This window comes from Comamonas halotolerans (genome assembly GCF_030162935.1).
GTDB lineage: Bacteria > Pseudomonadota > Gammaproteobacteria > Burkholderiales > Burkholderiaceae_C > Comamonas > Comamonas halotolerans.
Map to the genome: position 1 here is coordinate 364,553 of NZ_JASAUZ010000001.1, position 19,841 is coordinate 384,393.

18 protein-coding genes are annotated in these 19,841 nt (G+C 56.4%); 10 read left to right on the forward strand and 8 right to left on the reverse strand.

The genetic code is table 11. The features are described 5' to 3' along the window. The first annotated feature begins 103 nt into the window (after positions 1-103). From QEP11_RS01670 to accD, 6 genes are read left to right on the forward strand one after another with little or no spacing between them, the layout of a single operon-like run. The gene (locus QEP11_RS01670) at positions 104-2,767 is read left to right on the forward strand and encodes a FimV/HubP family polar landmark protein (protein WP_284334831.1); all 2,664 of its coding nucleotides are present in this window, start codon (positions 104-106) and stop codon (positions 2,765-2,767) included. 49 nt (positions 2,768-2,816) lie between these two features. Next, a complete protein-coding gene (truA, locus tag QEP11_RS01675; protein WP_284334832.1) occupies positions 2,817-3,632 on the forward strand; it encodes a tRNA pseudouridine(38-40) synthase TruA in 816 nt (271 codons plus the stop codon). 24 nt (positions 3,633-3,656) lie between these two features. After that, positions 3,657-4,376, forward strand: a complete 720-nt coding sequence (locus QEP11_RS01680; RefSeq protein WP_284334833.1) for a phosphoribosylanthranilate isomerase — start codon at positions 3,657-3,659, stop codon at positions 4,374-4,376. A 5-nt stretch (positions 4,377-4,381) separates the two neighbouring features. After that, positions 4,382-5,650 (forward strand): tryptophan synthase subunit beta, encoded by a 1,269-nt coding sequence (trpB, locus tag QEP11_RS01685; RefSeq protein WP_284334834.1) that lies wholly within the window; start codon positions 4,382-4,384, stop codon positions 5,648-5,650. Continuing rightward, positions 5,647-6,468, forward strand: a complete 822-nt coding sequence (gene trpA / locus QEP11_RS01690) for a tryptophan synthase subunit alpha (RefSeq protein WP_284334835.1) — start codon at positions 5,647-5,649, stop codon at positions 6,466-6,468. Before trpB ends, trpA begins: the two co-directional genes overlap by 4 nt. A gap of 59 nt (positions 6,469-6,527) precedes the next feature. Further along, positions 6,528-7,409: an acetyl-CoA carboxylase, carboxyltransferase subunit beta gene (gene accD / locus QEP11_RS01695; RefSeq protein ID WP_284334836.1), complete on the forward strand. Its 882-nt coding sequence runs from the start codon at positions 6,528-6,530 to the stop codon at positions 7,407-7,409. Between the two features lie 80 nt (positions 7,410-7,489). On the opposite strand, the gene QEP11_RS01700 is transcribed toward accD, so the two are convergent. Then, complete coding sequence (locus QEP11_RS01700) at positions 7,490-8,068, reverse strand: YggT family protein (RefSeq protein WP_284334837.1); 579 nt, start codon at positions 8,066-8,068, stop codon at positions 7,490-7,492. Positions 8,069-8,193: 125 nt separating this feature from the next. Here QEP11_RS01700 and QEP11_RS01705 point away from each other — a divergent pair, with 125 nt between their 5' ends. The 3 genes from QEP11_RS01705 (at position 8,194) to QEP11_RS01715 (ending at position 11,409) form a co-directional block, all read left to right on the forward strand. Further along, entirely contained in the window at positions 8,194-8,832 is a 639-nt protein-coding gene (locus tag QEP11_RS01705; protein WP_284334838.1) for an LON peptidase substrate-binding domain-containing protein, read from the forward strand. A gap of 208 nt (positions 8,833-9,040) precedes the next feature. Next, complete coding sequence (gene lysS / locus QEP11_RS01710; RefSeq protein WP_284334839.1) at positions 9,041-10,588, forward strand: lysine--tRNA ligase; 1,548 nt, start codon at positions 9,041-9,043, stop codon at positions 10,586-10,588. Between the two features lie 185 nt (positions 10,589-10,773). After that, positions 10,774-11,409 (forward strand): mechanosensitive ion channel family protein, encoded by a 636-nt coding sequence (locus QEP11_RS01715; protein ID WP_284335194.1) that lies wholly within the window; start codon positions 10,774-10,776, stop codon positions 11,407-11,409. A 93-nt stretch (positions 11,410-11,502) separates the two neighbouring features. Here QEP11_RS01715 and purT read toward each other — a convergent pair whose 3' ends face one another. The 4 genes from purT to QEP11_RS01735 all read right to left on the reverse strand — a co-directional run bounded on the left by purT (position 11,503) and on the right by QEP11_RS01735 (position 15,270). Further along, complete coding sequence (purT, locus tag QEP11_RS01720) at positions 11,503-12,720, reverse strand: formate-dependent phosphoribosylglycinamide formyltransferase (protein WP_284334840.1); 1,218 nt, start codon at positions 12,718-12,720, stop codon at positions 11,503-11,505. Positions 12,721-12,879: 159 nt separating this feature from the next. Further along, the gene (locus tag QEP11_RS01725) at positions 12,880-14,004 is read right to left on the reverse strand and encodes a hypothetical protein (RefSeq protein WP_284334841.1); all 1,125 of its coding nucleotides are present in this window, start codon (positions 14,002-14,004) and stop codon (positions 12,880-12,882) included. 209 nt (positions 14,005-14,213) lie between these two features. Beyond that, positions 14,214-14,576 (reverse strand): hypothetical protein, encoded by a 363-nt coding sequence (locus QEP11_RS01730; protein ID WP_284334842.1) that lies wholly within the window; start codon positions 14,574-14,576, stop codon positions 14,214-14,216. Further along, entirely contained in the window at positions 14,569-15,270 is a 702-nt protein-coding gene (locus tag QEP11_RS01735) for a TenA family protein (RefSeq protein WP_284334843.1), read from the reverse strand. The genes QEP11_RS01730 and QEP11_RS01735 overlap by 8 nt, the downstream gene beginning before the upstream one ends. A gap of 209 nt (positions 15,271-15,479) precedes the next feature. On the opposite strand from QEP11_RS01735, the gene QEP11_RS01740 reads away from it, so the two are divergent. Next, a complete protein-coding gene (locus QEP11_RS01740) occupies positions 15,480-15,725 on the forward strand; it encodes a hypothetical protein (protein WP_284334844.1) in 246 nt (81 codons plus the stop codon). A gap of 37 nt (positions 15,726-15,762) precedes the next feature. Here QEP11_RS01740 and QEP11_RS01745 read toward each other — a convergent pair whose 3' ends face one another. From QEP11_RS01745 to QEP11_RS01755, 3 genes are all read right to left on the reverse strand, one after another. Continuing rightward, positions 15,763-16,239 (reverse strand): hypothetical protein, encoded by a 477-nt coding sequence (locus QEP11_RS01745; RefSeq protein ID WP_284334845.1) that lies wholly within the window; start codon positions 16,237-16,239, stop codon positions 15,763-15,765. 241 nt (positions 16,240-16,480) lie between these two features. Next, on the reverse strand, positions 16,481-18,241 hold the full coding sequence (locus QEP11_RS01750; RefSeq protein ID WP_284334846.1) for a methyl-accepting chemotaxis protein: 1,761 nt from the start codon (positions 18,239-18,241) through the stop codon (positions 16,481-16,483). Positions 18,242-18,435: 194 nt separating this feature from the next. Further along, complete coding sequence (locus QEP11_RS01755) at positions 18,436-19,497, reverse strand: 6-phosphofructokinase (RefSeq protein ID WP_284334847.1); 1,062 nt, start codon at positions 19,495-19,497, stop codon at positions 18,436-18,438. Between the last annotated feature and the right edge of the window lie 344 nt (positions 19,498-19,841).

Consider the following 19,841-nt stretch of genomic DNA (forward strand, 5'->3'; position numbering starts at 1 on the left):
GTCTTTGTCAGTACCACCATCCGCAGGAGAGCCTGAGTGCGGTACTTCGATAAGAACAACCGCCGTCCTCACTTCGGCACAACATTTGGACGTGACCCAAAACATGCATCGTTGGAAACTTTCAGCCTTGGCCGCAGCCGCCTTTGTATCTGCTGCACTGACAACCACCGATGCGTCCGCACTAGCGTTGGGCCCACTCAATGTCCGTTCTGCTCTGGGCGAAAAGCTGAACGCCGAAATTACCATTCCGCAAGCAACGACTGCAGAGATTGACAGCTTGGTGGCGCGAATCGCTTCTGCAGAAGTGTTTCATGCCCAAGGCATGGATTTCAGTGCAGCTGCGCGGTCTATCCAGGTGCAGCTTCAACGCAACGCTGATGGGACTACCAGTCTGCACCTGACCAGCAGTTCCCCCATTCAAGAGCCTTTTGTGGACTTGGTTCTGGAGACGCAATGGAGCACAGGGCACCTGGTTCGCAGCTACACCATGCTGCTGGATCCTCCTGCTTCACAACGCACAAGCCCAGTGATCACCACTGCGCCACAAGTAGCGGCGCCCTCTGTATCTGTCACTCCTCCTAATAACCGTGCTGCCAGTGCCCCACGCCAGCGCAGCACGCCAATCCCCCCCCCTGAGTCTTCGAACACTGACTCGAGTGATGTGGCTAGCAATGTCCAGGTTCGTGCAGGCGATACAGCCGGACGCATTGCCAATGCCAACCGTCCATCAGGAGTTTCGCTGGATCAAATGCTGGTAGCCATGTTGCGCAGCAATCCCAAGGCATTCATCAACGGCAACGTCAACCGTATCCGCGCAGGCGCCGTCGTGCAAATGCCTAGCCGTGACCAGGCGCTTGAGACCTCCGCCAGTGAAGCCCGTCAGATCGTGGCAGCCCAAAGTCGTGACTTCAATGCCTACCGTCGCAGCTTGGCCGCCAAGGCACCTCAAGCAGAAGTGCAAGCTGCTGACCGCAGCTCCAGCGGCCAGGTGCAAGCCAACGTGGCAGAAACACGTCCTTCCGCAGAGACTCCTGACAAGCTGACACTTTCCAAAGGCGCTGTACAGAATGCTGTCGCTGAAGCCCAGCTCGCAGAACAAAAACAGGCTCAGGACCAAGACAGCCGCCTCAATGAATTACAGCGCAATCTGGCAGAGCTCAATGAGCTGGCGCAAAGCTCCACGACACCCACGGCTTCTGTGACCACTGCACCTGCAGCCACCGACGCAGCACCAGCATCTGCTGCAACTCCGGCAGCCGTAGAAGCAACGCAAACCGCGTCTTCTAACGAAACAGCAGGCACTGCTGCGCCTACCGTTGAAGTACCCAATGCCACAGCAGCGGCAGCCGCTGAAACTGCCAGTGCAGCAGTGGATGACAGTGCATCCAAAGCAGCTGAACCAGCCCCTGCAAAGCCTGCACCCAAACCAAAGGCTGTCGTTCCTCCCCCCCCCCCTGAACCTGAACCGTCTTTGCTGAGCAACCCACTGGTTCCTGCGGGAGCTGGTCTTGTCGCACTGCTCCTGGGGTTGTTGGGTTACACCGCGTGGAAGCGTCGCCGTGCTGCCCAGGTCGCTCACGATCCCAGTATGGGGGATAGCCAGTTGCAGCCTGACTCCTTTTTTGGTGGCAGCGGCGGGCAGCAGGTAGACACGAGTGCTTCAGAAGAGGGTGCCACCACCATGGCTTACTCGCCCAGCCAGCTTGACGGTGGGGGCGATGTTGATCCGGTTGCCGAAGCAGATGTGTATCTGGCTTATGGCAGAGATGTACAGGCAGAGGAAATTCTAAAGGAGGCGCTGCTCAGTCAGCCTGATCGACTGTCCATCTACGTCAAGCTGGCGGAAATCTACGTCAAGCGCCATGACATCAAGGCGCTTGAGAGCATTGCACGCAGCATGCAAGCGACCAGCGGCAATCAAGACCCCGAGTGGCTGCGCGTGATCGAAATGGGGCGCCAAATGGACCCCACCCATCCTTTCTTCGCATCGGCAGAATCGGCCGACACAGGTAAGAAGCCTTCTTCGGCTTTTGCATCTGCAATTGACGCAACTTCAGTCGATCCCACCAATCTCAAGAAGGGCTCCTCAGCAGCTCCCGCTGCTGTCGCAGCAGCGGCGGCAGTGCAGGCTCCCCCTGAAATCGACTTCAATCTAGAGAAGCAGACCAGCTCCTCACGTCCAAGTACCGAAACGCAAGACATTGATGATGTTGGACTGGAGTTGAGCAGCACCTTAGACAGTGGGCTGGACGTCACTGCCGACCAATCCTTGCAAGCCCCTCCCACCTTGGTGCAGGACACGCAAATGGAAGAGGGCCATAGCGCACACGACCTAAATGATCTGGATTTGGACCTATCGGGCTTTGATGCCTCCGTCAAAGCCTCCGCAGCAGCCCCTGCCGCACCAGAGCCCGATCTCACACTGGATTCAGGCCTGGACATCGACCTGGAAAGCCCGTTGCCTTCAGAAACTGCGCAGACCAGCGACCCTTTCTTGACGCCAGACGACTCCGAGCCCCAAGATGGACTGGACTTTGACCTGGGTTCCCTTGATTTGGACTTGGGTGCTGATACCGAGCCTGCAGCGCCTGCCGAGCCAGTGCACAATCTGCCCAATGACCCCCTGTCTACCAAGCTGGACTTGGCACAGGAATTCAACGCTATCGGCGACAGCGAAGGTGCCCGCGCCTTGATTGAAGAAGTACTGGCAGAAGCCAGCGGCCCACTCAAGCAGCGAGCACAAAAGATGCTGTCTGAAATTGATTGATACACCGCATTTTTTCTGAAGCGGCGCTGCCGCTTGCGCAGGAGCCCACATGCGCTTAGCCCTTGGGGTGAGCTACAACGGCCAAACGTACAACGGTTGGCAGAGCCAAAAGGATGGCAACACCATCCAAGACAAACTTGAAGCGGCCCTGGGCCGCTTTGCTACTCAGGACGTGTCCACTCTGTGCGCGGGTCGGACAGACTCCGGCGTGCATGGGCTGATGCAGGTCGTGCACTTTGACACCCCCATCGTCCGTCCCGACAGCTCATGGGTGCGTGGCACCAATACTTTCTTGCCGCCAGACATTGCAGTGCAATGGGCGCGAGCCGTGCCTGACAGCTTTCACAGCCGCGCCTGCGCCACGTCACGCCGCTATGCCTATGTACTGCTGCAGTCCCCCGTGCGCCCCAGTGTGGAGAATGGTCGTGTGGGCTGGGTATTCAACACCCTGGATGGCGATGCAATGCGGCAAGCAGCCTCCTATTTGGTGGGCGAACACGATTTCACGTCGTTCCGCGCATCAGCTTGCCAAGCACTGACCCCCGTCAAGCACCTGCACCGCATCGACATTGCTCGTCGCACGCTCATTGATGCAAGCGTGCATGGCATGGAGTGTTGCTACTGGCGCTTTGAGTTTGAGGGCAATGCATTTTTGCATCATATGATTCGCAATATCATGGGCTGCCTGATCTACGTGGGCCAGGGCAAGCATCCACCATCCTGGATTCAGCAAGTGTTACGAGCACGCTCTCGCGATGTTGCTGCTCCCACTTTTTCTCCTGACGGTTTGTATTTCATGGGACCACGCTACGATACCAAGTGGGGTTTGCCCGATCATGTGCCCGGCTTTGACTGGCTACCTTAGGCCCAGCCTTGGCCTCCAACGCTTATGAATACTGTGTCGACAGCTTCTATTTCACGCACACGAATCAAAGTCTGCGGCCTGACCCGTGAATGCGATGTGGATGCCGCGGTCGCGGCTGGGGTGGACGCTTTGGGTTTTGTGCTCTATGCGCCAAGTCCACGGGCTGTCACCCTTGAGCGTGCGGCCCAACTGGCCCGGCGTTTGCCGCCTTTCATCACTCCTGTGCTTTTGTTTGTCAACGCACAGGCGCAACACATCGCCGCTGCCGTGCATGCGATTCCTCATGCTTTGCTGCAATTTCACGGTGATGAAACACCGGAAATGTGCGCACAAGTGACCGGAAACGGGCGCCATCGCTTTCTGCGCGCAGCACGTATTCCCCTCGGCGAAGACGCCAAGGACTTTGACCTCGTAAAATACGCAAAACAATACTCTCAGGCCCAGGCCATTTTGTTAGACGCCCATGTGGACGGCTACGGTGGTGCAGGCAAAGCATTCAATTGGTCACTCCTTCCAACAAGCGTCAACGCTCACCTCGTTTTGTCTGGTGGGCTTACGCCTGCAAACGTGACCGATGGCATTCGCCAAGTCAGACCCCGCTGCCAGTCTTTGGCAGTTGATGTCAGCTCCGGCGTAGAAGCCAACAGCCCTGACGGCAAGCCGCTCAAGGGCATCAAGGATGCTGAAAAGATTCAACGCTTCGTAGACGCAGTACGCGTTGCCGATGCCCAAATTGCCCCCTAATCCTGATGTTCGAATACTCCTATCCCGATGCTCAAGGCCACTTCGGCCCCTACGGTGGCAGTTTTGCCAGCGAGACACTCACGCACGCGCTCTCGGAACTGCGCGATGCCTACTCCAAATACCAGAATGACCCTGAGTTCATCGCTGAATTCAAGTCAGAACTGGCACACTTTGTTGGCCGCCCCTCGCCCGTCTATCACGCAGCCCGCATGTCCCAGGAAATGGGCGGCGCGCAGATCTATCTGAAGCGTGAAGACCTCAACCACACTGGCGCACACAAGATCAACAATGTGATTGGTCAAGCCATGCTTGCCAAGCGCATGGGCAAGCCACGCATCATTGCCGAGACCGGAGCCGGTCAGCACGGCGTGGCTACTGCCACCATCTGCGCACGCTACGGTCTGGAATGCGTGGTGTACATGGGCGCTGAAGATGTCAAGCGCCAAAGCCCCAATGTCTATCGCATGAAGCTGCTGGGCGCCACGGTGATTCCGGTGGAGTCAGGCTCCAAGACTCTTAAGGATGCGCTCAATGAAGCCATGCGCGACTGGGTCGCCAATGTAGACAACACTTTCTACATCATTGGCACCGTGGCTGGGCCTGCCCCCTACCCTGCCATGGTGCGTGACTTCCAGAGCGTGATTGGCGAGGAGTGCCTGACACAAATGCCTGAAATCTTCAAGGAATTGAAGATGGCCAATGAACAGCCTGATGCGGTTGTGGCCTGCGTGGGTGGAGGCTCCAATGCCATGGGTATCTTCTATCCCTACATCCCCTACGAAAACACCCAACTGATCGGAGTGGAAGCCGCTGGTGAAGGCCTTGACACAGGCAAACACTCGGCATCGCTGCAAAAAGGCAGCTCTGGTGTGCTGCACGGCAACCGCACCTTCATCATGCAGGATGACAACGGCCAGATCCTGGAGACACACTCCATCAGCGCAGGTCTGGACTACCCAGGTGTGGGTCCAGAGCATGCATGGCTGCAAGAAATCGGGCGTGCGCAATACGTTGGCATTACCGACAAGGAAGCGCTGCAAGCCTTCCACTACCTGTGCCGTGCTGAAGGCATCATTCCTGCACTGGAATCCAGCCATGCCGTGGCCTATGCCATGAAGCTGGCCAAGACCATGCAGCCCGAGCAATCCATCCTGGTCAGCCTGTCTGGTCGCGGTGACAAAGACATCGGCACCGTGGCCGACTTGTCAGGTGAAGATTTCTATGACCGCCCATCCATGCGCGGTTTGACAGTGAAGGGAGGGCCTGTCGCATGAGCCCGAATCAGTCTCGTATTGCCGCCACCTTTGAGAAACTGAGTGCCGAAGGCCGCAAGGCATTGATTCCTTATGTGACAGCAGGCTTTCCGTTTGCAGCCATTACACCGTCACTCATGCACGGCATGGTGGAAGCAGGCTCGGACATCATTGAGCTGGGCGTGCCTTTCTCCGATCCCATGGCAGATGGCCCCGTCATCCAGAAAGCTGGTGACCGCGCCATTGCCAATGGCGTCGGCCTCAAGCAGGTGCTGGGCTATGTGCGCGAGTTCCGCCAAAAGAATCACACCACTCCGGTGGTACTCATGGGTTACGCCAACCCTGTAGAGCGCTACGATCAGATTCATGGTGAGGAAGCATTCATCAACGATGCCGCCGAAGCCGGAGTGGACGGCATCTTGGTGGTGGACTACCCACCAGAGGAAAGCGAGGCTTTTGCAGCCAAGCTACGCACCAGGGGCATGGATCAAATTTTCCTGCTGGCCCCCACCAGCACCGATGAGCGCATCCAGCAAGTGGCGCGGATTGCCAGCGGCTACGTTTACTATGTCTCGCTCAAGGGCGTAACCGGATCCAACGCTCTGGATGTGAATGCCGTGGCGCAAATGATGCCGCGCATCAAGCAACACATCGCCTTGCCTGTAGGCGTGGGCTTTGGCATTCGTGATGGCCAAACCGCGCATGCCGTGACCCAGGTTGCCGACGCTGCCATCATCGGCAGCAAGATCATTCAGTTGCTGGAAGATCAACCCCACGAAAAAATTGTTCCACTGGCTATTGATTTCTTGCGCGGTGTGCGCAAATCGATGGACGCATAATGCGGAGCTTGGCTGCAAGGTATTGCCCCGCAGCCCGACCGCCCTGAAGAGGAAAACTTATGTCCTGGCTTGAAAAACTTCTGCCTGCCAAAATCCAGCAAACCGAACCCAAGGATCGCCAACAGCAGATCCCTGAGGGCCTGTGGGTCAAGTGCCCCAGCTGCGAGTCGGTGCTCTACAAGACGGATCTGGAAAGCAATCAGAACGTATGTCCCACTTGCGGACACCACCACCGCATTGGCGCACGCGCGCGTCTGAATCATTTCCTGGATGGCGAAGGCCGTTACGAAATCGGCCAGGAAGTCATTCCTGTCGACCCCCTGAAGTTTCAGGACAGCCGCAAATATCCACAGCGCTTGAAAGAGGCCCTTGAAAACACAGGCGAAACCGATGCCTTGATCGTCATGGGAGGCACCGTCAAGGGTATTGAATTGGTGGTTGCTTGCTTCGAGTTTGACTTTATGGGCGGCTCCATGGGCTCTGTGGTGGGCGAACGCTTTGTGCGCGGCGTGGAAACCGCTATCGAACAAAAAGTGCCATTTTTGTGCTTTACAGCCACCGGTGGCGCACGCATGCAGGAAGGTCTGCTCAGCCTGATGCAAATGGCCAAGACCAATGCCGCTTTGACGCGCCTGGCCAAGAAGGGCCTGCCTTATATCTCCGTGCTGACCGACCCGACCATGGGTGGTGTGTCTGCAGGTTTTGCCTTTGTGGGTGACATTGTGATGGCCGAGCCCAAGGCGCTGGTCGGCTTCGCAGGCCCCCGCGTCATCGAGACCACGGTACGTGTAAAGCTGCCCGAAGGCTTCCAGCGCTCTGAATTCCTGCAGGACAAAGGTGCGGTAGACATGATTGTGGACCGCCGTGAACTGCGTGACACCGTGGCTTCAACACTGGCCATGCTGCAACGCATGCCTGCAGATGCCGTCGTCCAAGACTGACTCTGCGAATGCCCTTGCAAAAAAGGCTCCTGACAGGAGCCTTTTTTGTGTGCGAATCATCAGCCATCACTGCGCACTGTTCAGCGTAACACCACCGGAATACCCGTGGCACCTGCCAGCAAACCGAATTGCACATTGGCCAGCACCATCATCAAGACTTGAATCAGCACAATCGCCGCCAGCGCCGACAAATCAATGCCTCCAACCAAAGGAATGACCTTGCGCAGCGGACGTAGCACGGGCTCGCTCAAGCGATGCAAGATGCTGACCAACGGAGAGTGTGGCTGCACCCAGGTCAAAATGGCATAGACAATCAAAATACCCATCATTCCGGTGAGCGCCATGCGCAGCAATCCGAACACGGCCACCAAAGGGATCAGCAGGAACGATCCCACAGCACCGCGCAACAGCCACATCAGCACATACTGCACAAAAACGACCAACAACGCAGCCGCCAGGCTGGAGAGATCGTAGCGGCTGCGATTGGGAATGACTTTACGCAGCGGCATGACCAGCCAATCGGACAGCGCGAACACCAGCTTGCCAATGGGATTGTTAAACGGAATCCGCTGAACCTGCATATAAAGACGCAGCAGGGATGCTCCTGCCACCAAACCACATGCCACTTCCAGCAAAAATTGAAGAATTTGAACAATCATCGAGATCAAAAGGTTGAATCACTACGCCCATTAAAACGCAGCACATGCAAAGCAGTGCGGTATCAGCCTACGTATTGCAGCATGCACAGTAGGCCATCATAGCCACCGTATTGCCGCCATCTATCATGACTCCTGCGCTGACCCTGGTCTCCTTGCCCCTTTTTCCACTGCACACGGTGCTTTTTCCGGGTGGCTTTCTGCCTCTACGAGTATTCGAGCAACGTTATCGCACCATGGTACGTTGCTGCCGTGAGCAGGGAGCCCCATTTGGTGTCGTCACCCTGCTCAGTGGACGTGAAGTGCAACAGCCCGATGAGCCTCTGGAAAGTTTCCACTCCATAGGCACCATTGCCAGCATTGATTCGGTCACTCCTTTGCGAACCGGCCTGGAACTGCTGCAGTGCAGCGGCAAGGACCGCTTTCGCATCACACATGCACGCAAACTCACAGGTGGCTTGTGGGTAGCTGATGTTGAACTGCTGCCCTCGGACATCAGCACCCCTATTCCACCGGATCTTCAACCCACCGTTACCGCCTTGCGTCAAGTGCTGCAACGACTTCCGCAGCGCCATCTGGACACGGCCAGCGAAGCACAGTTTGCAGATGCGGGCTGGGTGGCCAACCGCTGGTGTGAACTGTTTCCCATGGGTGAGCAACTGCAACTGCAATTGCTGGAAATGAGCAGCCCACTGCTGCGCCTGGACCTGGTGACTGATGTACTGGAACGTGCTGGCATCGTGCCTCAGCAACACATCGCTTCCTGAGAGCACGCATCAAGCAAAGCCAACACTCAAAAAAACAATTTGAATACATACACTTAGAACAAAAAACCAAGTGCAAAACTTGGCTGACCATGGTTTCTTTCACACGGAAAGATCCGTGATTGCGTGTACTGCAAGCTGAAACAGCCTAAAAAAACTAAAATCGCTGGTTTTGGCAAGTCTTCCCAGCCTTTTGCGCTGCGCTCATTCAATGTCTGAACATCAAAATACCCCCGAGGCAGAAGTTGCTGCCCCCCAAGACGAAAACAAACTCATCGCTGAGCGCCGCGAAAAACTGAAAGCCTTGCGCGAAGCCTCCAAGGCCGCAGGCACTGCCGCGTTCCCCAACGACTTCAAGCCTGCTGACCGCGCTCTGCCTTTGGTCGAAATGCACGGCGAGAAGGAGGCCGAAGCGCTGGAAGCTGAAGCCATCACCGTGTCCGTAGGCGGCCGCATGATGCTCAAGCGCGTGATGGGCAAGGCCAGCTTTGCCACCGTGCAAGACGCCACCGGACGTATCCAGGCTTATGTCACCCGCGACGCCGTGGGTGAAGACGTTTACGCTGACTTCAAGAAGTGGGATCTGGGCGACATCATTGCTGTCGAAGGCACGCTGATGAAAACCAAGACCGGCGAGCTGTCGATCAAGGCCACCAAGATCCGTCTGCTGACCAAGAGCCTGCGTCCCATGCCCGATAAGTTCCACGGCATGGCCGACGCTGAGCAAAAGGTGCGCCAGCGCTACGTGGACCTGATGATGAACGAAGACGCACGCAAGCGTTTCGTGGCTCGCTCCAAGGCTGTAGCCGGTATCCGTGACTTCATGGTGAGCCATGGCTTCCTGGAAGTCGAAACACCCATGTTGCACCCTATCCCCGGTGGTGCCAATGCCAAGCCCTTCATCACCCACCACAATGCGCTGGACCAGGAAATGTACCTGCGCATTGCACCAGAGCTGTATCTCAAACGCCTGATCGTTGGAGGCTTTGAGCGCGTGTTTGAAATCAACCGCAACTTCCGCAACGAAGGTGTCTCGGTGCGTCACAACCCCGAGTTCACCATGATGGAGTTCTACGCCACGTACTGGGACTACCAGGACCTGATGAACTACACCGAGCAGTTGATTCGCGACGCCGCAATGAAGGCCGTGGGCACACTGGAGTGCACCTACGGTGGCAAGCCCGTGGATCTGGCCAAGCCTTTCGAGCGCCTGACCATCCCTGAAGCCATCGTCAAGTACACCGAAGCTGGTGACAACGTGACCAACCGCGACTGGCTGATCAATGCACTCAAGAAGCTGGGCATGAACGAGGAAAAGGACAAGCTGTCCACCCGCTCGCTGGCCAGCCTGCAAGTGCTGTACTTCGAAGAAGTGGTGGAAGAAAAGCTTTGGAACCCTACCTTCATCATGGAGCACCCTACCGAAATTTCGCCACTGGCGCGTGCCAATGATGAGCGCCCCGAAGTGACCGAGCGCTTTGAGCTGTACATCACAGGCCGCGAGTTTGGCAACGGCTTCTCGGAGCTGAACGACGCAGAAGACCAGGCTGCTCGCTTTAACGCGCAGGTGGAAGCCAAGGACGGCGGTGACGATGAAGCCATGTATTTCGACCATGACTTTGTGCGTGCGCTGGAATACGGCATGCCACCCACCGGCGGCTGCGGCATTGGTATCGACCGACTGCTGATGCTGCTGACCGACAGCGCCAGCATCCGTGACGTGATCCTGTTCCCTGCCCTGCGCCGCGAGCAGGTTTGATTACCAGCAAGCATCAGCCAAGGGACCTGCGGGTCCCTTTTGCTTTGGATGTTGCTGTAACAACCTGAAGCAGCCCATTGCGCTGCAAGCTTGGTTAGTATTGCCAGGAAGAAACTGACTTGAATCTATCGACCGTGACTGTAATTGACCGCATTACTGGCCTGCGCACACGTTTGCCTACATGGATGCAGGACTGGCTGGATATTGCCATCCCCATGCTACAAATCTTGCTGATAGTTTTTGTAGCATGGCTGCTGCTGCGCTTGTTCAAGCGTGTGATCAAGCGGGCCAGCGCTCATTATGATTTCCCGCATGAATTGCTCATGCCCATCAACACTGTCGTGCGTTGGCTCATCTGCGCCGGTGCTCTGTTGCTGATTCTGGAACGTCTGGGAGTATCTGCCAGCGTGTTGTGGTCGGCCTTCACAGGCTTTGCCACCGTGGGCGCTGTGGCCTTCTTCGCGGCATGGAGCGTACTGTCCAACCTGTTCTGCGCCTTCCTGATCTTCACTGTGGGACCGTTCCGGGTGGGCGATCACATTGAAGTGCTAGATACTGCGGAAAAGCCCGGCGCCCTGGGCCGCGTGGTGGATATCAACCTGCTCTACACGACGCTGGAAGATGCGACAGCGCCTGCACCGGGGACTTTGATTCAAATCCCCAACGCATTGATTTTCCAGCGCCTGGTGCGCCGCTGGCGCGTCGGCACACCTGTGCCCGCCGACAAGCTCTACCAAGCAGCAGAACCAGGCAATGACACTCCCCAACCTCCAGCAGCGTCAGAGCCTGCGCCTGCTCCCAAGTCGGCCACATTCCCTTGAGGCACAACAAAAAAACGCTGCTTGAATCGCAGCGTTTTTTTATACCTGGCAGATGCACCACCTTAGCCTGAAGCCCTCAAAGGCAAGCAATCATCAGGGCTTGCGCACAAGCACCTTGCTGGCCGCCAGCTTGGCGTTGGCACGCGCCGTCTCAACATCCGCAGCACGCGCCAGCGCCACTCCCATACGACGTTTCACAAAGCTTTCAGGCTTGCCAAACAGGCGAAGATCTGCACCTTCCACCGCCAAAGCCTCATCCACACCGTCAAACACCAAGCCCTCAGCATCTTGACCGCCGTAGATCACTGCACTGGCGCCCGGGTTACGCAAGCTTGCGTCCACAGGTAAGCCCAGAATGGCTCGGACATGCAGCTCAAATTCACTTTGCCACTGCGTTGTCAAAGTCACCAAGCCGGTATCGTGCGGCCGTGGCGACACCTCGCTGAACCAGACTTGCTCGCCTTTAACGAACAGTTCCACGCCAAACAGACCTAAACCGCCCAGGTTATCAGTCACCGCTTTGGCGATCTGACGTGATTTTTCCAGCGCAACTGGATGCATGGGGTGAGGCTGCCAACTTTCCACATAGTCGCCAGCCTGCTGAATGTGACCGACAGGATCGCAGAAATGGGTTTCAACCTCTCCTTCCTTGCCCTTGGCACGCACGGTCAACTGTGTGATCTCGTAGTCGAAGTCGATAAAGCCTTCAACAATCACGCGCCCCTTGGCCACCCGACCGCCGGCCATGGCGTAATCCCAGGCCGACGACACATCTGCTGCTCCATCAATTTTGCTTTGGCCCTTGCCCGAGCTGCTCATCACAGGCTTGACCACGCAGGGATAGCCAATGGCAGGCAGCCCGTCGCTGCCATCAATTGCAGCTTGCAGCTCGTCCAGTGAATCGCAAAAACGATAGGGACTGGTAGGCAACGCCAAGGTTTCAGCGGCCAGACGGCGAATGCCCTCACGGTCCATCGTTAAACGCGTGGCGCGCGCCGTTGGCACCACGGTCACCACGCCTGCGGCTTCCAGCTCTTGCAGCATGGGGGTGGCAATGGCCTCGATTTCTGGCACCACCAAGTCTGGCTGCATTTCCTCAATCAGAGCCTTGAGCTGAGCGGGATCACTCATGGTGATGGTGCGTGCATGGTGGGCCACTTGCTGACCGGGTGCATTGTCATAGCGGTCAACAGCAATGGTTTCAACGCCCAAGCGCTGCAACGCAATCAATACTTCTTTGCCCAGCTCACCGCTACCAAGCAGCATGACTTTGGTGGCATGCGGAGTCAAAGGGGTTCCGAGGGTCGTCATTGGTGCTTCCTGTCCATCCCGCGAGCACTGCCCGCACTGGTTTGTCTTAGCGCAGTCTGCGCTGCCTGCTGCCCCGATCATAGAGGCTGGCAGCCACCGGCCAGGCAAGACTTGATCACACACGGGTGCCGTGGCCCGGACACATCGCAGATATCGCCGTCAATGCACACCTTGCAGCACCGAGGGCACACTTGCCGCATCCGCCAAACGGTTCACCGCACGCTGAATCTGCGCCATGGCAATAGCGGGCATCAGCAAGCTCCAGCACACCAGCCATGCGACAGAAATGTGTACCCGCTGTGTCTGGTTTAGCACGGTAGCCAGCTGCAACGGCAGCAACAGTGCCCCCAAAGGGAGCAACAAGCAAGAGATGGCCGCAGCGCGCGGAGTCAGAAGCTCAGGCGATGGTGCCAAGGCCGCAATCTCGCCGTGAATGCGGTAATTCCAGTACACCACCCCAGCAAGCCCGACCAAGGCAATCACCAGTGCTGCGCGTATCCATCCAGGACGCATTGCCTCTTCAGCGCCAAAGAACCACAGCTGTGCATACAAGAGCAAGCCAAACACAGTCAGCCCCCCTAGCCACAGCAGCAATCCCCATACGGCGGCAGCCCAAGGGTGCCGGTAGCGTGGCTGCAACGGGCGGTGGCGTGCTGCAGGCGATTCTGAAAAAAGGGGGCGCACAGCCGGGTTCAGCAGCGGAGCAAGCAACAACACCCCCGCGCTGACGACAGCGATGCCCCAGATATGCGCACCAATATTCGGCCATTGCTGGTTCAGGTGCATCAACGCCAAGGCAGCTGGCATATCCACTACGGCTTTTAGCAGGAACACCAGCGCCAGCACAGCGGCAAATGCCACGCTACCGCTGCGACTGCCTGCCAGTATTGCAATCACTGCCACCATGAAGCCATAGCTCAGCGACTCTGCAGCCACCAAATTCAAGGCCAGGATAGGCAGCGACACATCACTGACGCCTGCTGTCACGAAAGGCAGTGCCACACCCGCCAGCAAAGCGACAACGATCAGCCCGCGCACAGCGTGAGAGCGCACCACCAACATCCCCCAGATGACGCCGGTCACCACACCCAGCGGCATTGCCAAACCCATCAGCTGTCCGATCCCGACAAACCCCATCTGCTCACGTGCAGCCTGCAAAACTCCGCTGCGCAGCAGATGGCTGTTGCAAGCTACGCACAGCCAGGCCCCGAGCAAGGCCCAGAAACGATAACTGCTGACCTGATCGGCCCATGTCCAAGTGCGAATTCGGGGCTGTTCATGCATGTAAAAAACTCCTCCGTGTGGTGTGACGAAACAGGGCTGCGCGACATCACCCCAGCCATCACCTCAGCCAGTTTCAGGCTGAGCGATCACACCCCTTTGTCCTGCGCATTGCTTTGCTCAACTGAAATCTCGTGCAAGCCACGCCGACATGCGCAACATGCAAGCGGTGTACACGCGATCAAGTGCCACGCTGCCACCGTTGCACGGCTTTAGCGCTTTGGCAACTGCGGTGAGTAGTGCTGTATGCGGCACGCCCCAATGTTTTTGCATATGCCGTCCAGATAGCGGTGGCGCACAGTTACAGTCTGCCCGGGCTTGGGCCATTGCCTGCGCGGCAACTCACTTTGATAGTCCCAGGTTTCGGGCTTGAACGCCAAAAAAGTACCGGGTTGCCGACATTCAGCACCTCCCTTGGATTGCACTGACAGCACATCCACATACAGCGCCTGCCTGCTGGGCTGCGTATCCTGTACCCTGACCTTGTAGTCACAGATTTGCCACTGCGCAGCCGCCGCCGGTGCAGCCAATGCGACCGCCATGGCTGCACCAACTATTTCAAAGAGCTTATGCATAGATATGGTCAAAAAACGCACGCTCCAGTTGCACGGCGCGTTGGAAGTAGCTTGTAGCCTGCGCTTTTTGCACAGCATCTAAACCGGGGGCAATACGGTCCAGCTCTGCACGCAGCCAAGCCACAAAGCCGCGGAAGAAATCGTTGGCATGCAGAGTGATCCATTCCGCATGTTCAAAACGCTGGGGCAGTGGTAAATGCTTCTTGGCAGGCTGATCGGCCCAATCCAGATACAGACCTTCAGCCACCGCCAGCACCGCGATGCAATTGGCGTATTGCTGGCTTTGCGCAGCCTCTTGCATCAACTGCTGGAATGCCTGTGTCTGCGCAGACAATACAGGCTGCAGACGCTCTGACTGCGGTACACCCAGCGCATCAAAACTCCGCAAGAAATAGGTGTTCTCGTCGCTCGTAATCATGGCCGCGAACTGTGACAAAGTCACCCGTGGCTCAAACACATCGGCACTGGCAATGGCTGCCCCCAGCAAGGCCACAAAACGGTTGATGAACTGGTAGTCCTGCACCAGATAACGGCGCAACACCGCATCGCTCAAAGTGCCATCAAAAATTTCATGCACAAAGCGATGCTGCACACAAGCATTCCAGTCGTCGGCACAAGACAGACGCAAGGTTTGCGCAAAGCCGGGGATTTCCGATGGCAGCTCTTCGAGGTTTTTCACAACAGATTCAGACATCACCAATAAAAACCTATTCCAATATACAAAAACTCGAGGTGCGGCGTTAGGCACACCTAGCGGCCATTTCAAACACGATAAGCAGGTGCGCGCCCTGCACCGCCGAGAAACAATGCGCTTCGGCCCGATCACCCCCTGATTGCTCATTCGTGTGCACAAGCTATATATGTGCCCTTGAAACACCAGGGGTCTGTCTGGTAACCAGCGCTGTGCTGATCCACCATACGCACGCGATTGCTACCAAACTGGCAAGTGCCCCATCAGGCTATTCCGGTATCACCATGGTGCAGCGTTACCGTGATCTGGCGCCAATTCGTGGTGCCGAATGGTATGCCACTTATCTGTATCGGCCCAACGCCTTGCTGGCATGGCAGCTTACTGTGAGCCTGGCAAGTGTGCACGAATCACCCAAGGGCAGTGGCATTCAAAGAAACTCTCTGCGCTCAAATGACTAGGGCAGGCATCATGGGCAACAGTGAAGCATTAACACAGTCAGTGCGTGAGCCCACCTGTCCTTGTTGGACTGGTCTTGCGAGGGATTTCGGCGCTTGCAAATTCCAGCTCTTCCGTCCAGACGCTGTCATGCCATGTCCAGGGGCTGCTGGCAGTCTCCAGGCTCAGCACATGCACGCCAGCCATATCCTTGATGCGGCCTTTCAACCAGTCGATCTGGTCATCGCGCACAAACACCATCAAGCCAATACTCCAGTCACTTCCTGTCACTTGCAAACGCTGTAACTGCTCCAGCAAAGGCGCATACCATTTCTCGATGCGCTGATTGATCTTGTCCACCAATCCCAGCGGGTAGCCTGAAGCTGACACTTCTGCAACCCATACCTGCTTCTTGGCTGGGCGCAGCGCCACAAAGCTGGGCCGCATCCAGCCTGCAACCACGTCGTACTGCGGTGAAAGAAATGTGTCTCCGTTGGCAGTCAAAAACTGCATCACCGCCTCTTCGTGTCGATCCATGCTGGCCCTCTTAAAAAACTTGATAGCTACTGACGCATCTGGAACAAGCGTCATCCTCTTATTTTGCGGATAAAAAAAGGAGCCGCAATGGCTCCTTGTATCGTTGCGTCACAAAGACTTCGTATTGCTAGCCCCCTCAGTCAACCGAACGTTTGCGAGCAATACGAGGTACGAAGCCACAGGCGGTACAAAAGTCACAGCAAGGTGAAGCAACAACGCATCAGAGGTGATGTAGAGGGTTTTAAAAAGTTTCCCAATCATCGTCTGCATTCGATGCAGCATTGGTATTCAAAGGCGCAGGACGCAGCAGCTTGGAAGCATCTTTTTCTTTTTTGACGCTTGCATGACTGACACTGGGCTGGCGTACTGCCACTGGCTTGACGGGGACTTTACGCACTTCGCTCGCTGCTGGTGCCAAACGCGCTGTCTGTGCAACCATTGGCCCGGCCGACGCAGCCTGGGTCTGGCCAACATTGAACACGGCAACCACTTCTGCCAAGCGTTTGGCTTGCTCATTCATGGAGGTTGCCGCAGCGCTGGACTCCTCGACCAACGCAGCGTTTTGCTGGGTCATCTGATCCAGATTGCTCACCGCTTGGTTCACCTGCGCAATGCCATCGCGTTGCTCATTGGCTGAGGCCGTGATCTCGCCGATCAAGTCCGTCACACGGCGCACACTCGCAACAATCTCCTGCATGCTTTCACCTGCCTGAGCTACTTGTTCGGCACCCTGATCAACGTTATTCACACTGGCGGTGATCAATGCCTTTATTTCTTTGGCGGCCTCTGCGCTGCGACCTGCCAGGCTACGCACTTCACCAGCCACCACAGCAAAACCTCGACCTTGTTCACCTGCACGCGCGGCTTCCACAGCGGCATTCAAGGCCAGGATATTGGTCTGGAAGGCAATGCCATCAATCACGCCAATGATGTCGCTGATCTTGCGGCTTGAAGTGTTGATCTGGTCCATGCTCATCACCACCTGGTTCACCACTTCACCGCCACGCTCCGCCGCTTGGGCAGCAGTGGCAGCCAGCTGATTGGCCTGGCGCGCCGTATCTGCTGATTGCGTCACTGTAGCTGTCAGCTCTTCAATGCTGGCTGCAGTCTCCTCCAGATTGGCCGCCGTTTGCTCAGTGCGTGCCGACAAATCCTGGTTTCCTGAGGCGATCTGGCTGGATGCAGACGACACAGAATCCACACCGTTGCGCACCTCGCCCACTACAGTGCGCAGTTTTTGCGTCATCGCATTGAGACTGCGCAGCAACTGGCCCAGCTCATCCTTGCGGTCATCATGCACATCTCGCGTCAGATCACCCTTCGCGATTTCGTTGGCCAGTTCAACCGCCTTGCTCAATGGCTGCGTCAATTGCTTGACCAGCCATGCGGACAGCAGCAATCCAGTCAGCACCACAACGACCAACACCAAAAAGCCAATACCCATGGCTGTGCTGCGCTGAACATCTCCCATATCCAAGGTGGATTGGTGCAGCTTTTCCTCTATTTCCACCAACTTTTTCAAGTGTGCAGCGTATTCATCCACCGCCGGAAGCATGTCTGACCTCACCAAAGCAGCAACGTCACCATCATTGCGCCGCTCCATGCGAACTTGCTCAGAAATTCCAAATAACTTTTCTCTCACCTGTTTAACTGCACTCAGCTCCGCCAATGCTTCGGGGGCGTGGAGCCGCTTTTCAGCCTCTTTCAGCAGGTTTTCCGAGCTTTGTGCTGACGCCTTGAACTTTTGCTCAAACAACTCCATGGATGCAGCGTCTTGCGCCAAGTTGGCTGCAATGAGATAGCTAGCTGACGTTTCTACATTGCCGCGTAATTGCTCCACCATGCGAATGCGCTCTTGCATCTCTTGCGCATCAATGCGCAATTTGCCTTCCATTTTGGTGAGATAGCTTGTCATCGCCAAGTTCGCAGCAAGCATGGCGCCAATGACCAGCAACAAAAGCAGCCAGACTTTCTTGGCCACCGACAAATTCTTGAATTGCATTACCGCCCCAAAACAAAAAAAGCCATCACGCATCAGCAATGGCTCAAAACTTTCACAGATAGCAACAATCGCACAGGGTGAATCATTAGCTAGCAAACAATTTTAACAATCAATTACATCAAAGCATGTGTGCCACCTAGAGACAATGCATCAAAAAGGCAGCTCTAAGGCTGCCTATTTGTAATCACATCCGCTTAGCGCGCTTGGCCAAGGCATATTCCAATATCATGCGCCATGGTCAGCAGCGGATGATTGGCATTGATCTTGCGTTGCGTATTCGCCACCGTGGAAATCTCCACACTGCCGATCGCGCCGTTTTGCAAGGTCACCATACGGCCAAAGTTACCTGAAAGCACCAACTGGGCTGCGTGGTGACCAAATTGAGTGGCCAGCACCCTGTCAAAAGGCGTTGGATCACCACCGCGCTGCACATGACCCAACACGGTCGTACGCACCTCGCTTTTCAAATGCGGCTGCAAACGCTCACGCAACACATGTCCCACACCGCCCAGGCGTACAGGATCAGGGCTGTGCGCAATCGTCTCTCTCACCGTCAGGCTATAGCCGCTTTCCTTGGCGCCTTCACCAATGCAGATGATGGTGTAGCGCTGACGTTGTTCGCGCGCCTTGCAGACATCCACAATGGTTTGCAGGTCGTAATCCATCTCTGGCAGCAAGATGACGTCAGCCGCGCCTGCAATTCCAGCCTCCAGCGCCAACCAACCAGCATTGCGCCCCATGGTCTCCACAATCATCACACGGTGATGGCTATTGGCTGTGCTTTCAATGCGGCGCAGCGCCTCGGTGGCAGTGGCAACAGCCGTATCAAAACCAAAGCTGCGTTCACAATTGGCAATGTCATTGTCAATCGTTTTAGGCACGCCCACACACTGCATGCCGACGGCTTGGGCCAGCCCATAGGCCAGGCTCTGCGTGCCATCACCGCCAATTGACACCACCACATCCAGGCCCAGAGCCTGAACGTTGTGCTTCACCAGGGCCAGTGTGGCTTCACTTTCAAGCGGATTGGCACTGTTGCTGGTGCCCAAGATAGTGCCTCCAATGTGCAAAATCCCAGAGACCTCATCCCACCCCAAAGGCTTGACGCGCGGCACCGGCTCCATCAGCCCCTCGAAACCATCTTGAATGCCGATGACTTCGCACTGCCCATGGCTGATCAACGACTTGGTCACCGCACGGATCACAGCATTCAAGCCGGGGCAATCGCCACCACCTGTCAAAACACCTACGCGCATGCAATCTCTCTTTCTTGGTATCGGCTCGGACTGGGCAGCAATTCATCGCCCAAGGGTCAGATCATCCCATGACAGCCATGGAACTTCTGAGACTCCTCCATCCACCCGGCATAGTCACAGGCATGGCCCAGCAGTTGCCCCGTATTCTCTATGACAAGAACTGCCCCCAGGCGAGGTCTTGAGACCAGTAGCCCCGAACAAGCTTGAGACCGCTATGCGCCAGATACAGCCAAACATATCGTAGCTAGGACCTAAAAAGGCACTTGCATCGCCAAAGGATGCTGTGAACAAAAAAGTAGCCGAACTTAAGCTCGGCCACTTTTGAACATGACACTCTCAGGGTG

Excerpts from the sequence above, each read along its gene's own strand:
- QEP11_RS01705 (WP_284334838.1), top strand. The coding sequence starts at position 8,194 with ATGACTCCTGCGCTGACCCTGGTCTCCTTGCCCCTTTTTCCACTGCAC.
- QEP11_RS01745 (WP_284334845.1), bottom strand. The coding sequence starts at position 16,239 with ATGGATCGACACGAAGAGGCGGTGATGCAGTTTTTGACTGCCAACGGA.
- QEP11_RS01755 (WP_284334847.1), bottom strand. The coding sequence starts at position 19,497 with ATGCGCGTAGGTGTTTTGACAGGTGGTGGCGATTGCCCCGGCTTGAAT.
- truA (WP_284334832.1), top strand. The coding sequence starts at position 2,817 with ATGCGCTTAGCCCTTGGGGTGAGCTACAACGGCCAAACGTACAACGGT.
- accD (WP_284334836.1), top strand. The coding sequence starts at position 6,528 with ATGTCCTGGCTTGAAAAACTTCTGCCTGCCAAAATCCAGCAAACCGAA.
- QEP11_RS01730 (WP_284334842.1), bottom strand. The coding sequence starts at position 14,576 with ATGCATAAGCTCTTTGAAATAGTTGGTGCAGCCATGGCGGTCGCATTG.
- QEP11_RS01750 (WP_284334846.1), bottom strand. The coding sequence starts at position 18,241 with ATGCAATTCAAGAATTTGTCGGTGGCCAAGAAAGTCTGGCTGCTTTTG.
- QEP11_RS01680 (WP_284334833.1), top strand. The coding sequence starts at position 3,657 with ATGAATACTGTGTCGACAGCTTCTATTTCACGCACACGAATCAAAGTC.
- QEP11_RS01670 (WP_284334831.1), top strand. The coding sequence starts at position 104 with ATGCATCGTTGGAAACTTTCAGCCTTGGCCGCAGCCGCCTTTGTATCT.
- lysS (WP_284334839.1), top strand. The coding sequence starts at position 9,041 with ATGTCTGAACATCAAAATACCCCCGAGGCAGAAGTTGCTGCCCCCCAA.
- purT (WP_284334840.1), bottom strand. The coding sequence starts at position 12,720 with ATGACGACCCTCGGAACCCCTTTGACTCCGCATGCCACCAAAGTCATG.
- trpA (WP_284334835.1), top strand. The coding sequence starts at position 5,647 with ATGAGCCCGAATCAGTCTCGTATTGCCGCCACCTTTGAGAAACTGAGT.
- trpB (WP_284334834.1), top strand. The coding sequence starts at position 4,382 with ATGTTCGAATACTCCTATCCCGATGCTCAAGGCCACTTCGGCCCCTAC.
- QEP11_RS01725 (WP_284334841.1), bottom strand. The coding sequence starts at position 14,004 with ATGCATGAACAGCCCCGAATTCGCACTTGGACATGGGCCGATCAGGTC.
- QEP11_RS01735 (WP_284334843.1), bottom strand. The coding sequence starts at position 15,270 with ATGTCTGAATCTGTTGTGAAAAACCTCGAAGAGCTGCCATCGGAAATC.
- QEP11_RS01715 (WP_284335194.1), top strand. The coding sequence starts at position 10,774 with ATGCAGGACTGGCTGGATATTGCCATCCCCATGCTACAAATCTTGCTG.
- QEP11_RS01700 (WP_284334837.1), bottom strand. The coding sequence starts at position 8,068 with ATGATTGTTCAAATTCTTCAATTTTTGCTGGAAGTGGCATGTGGTTTG.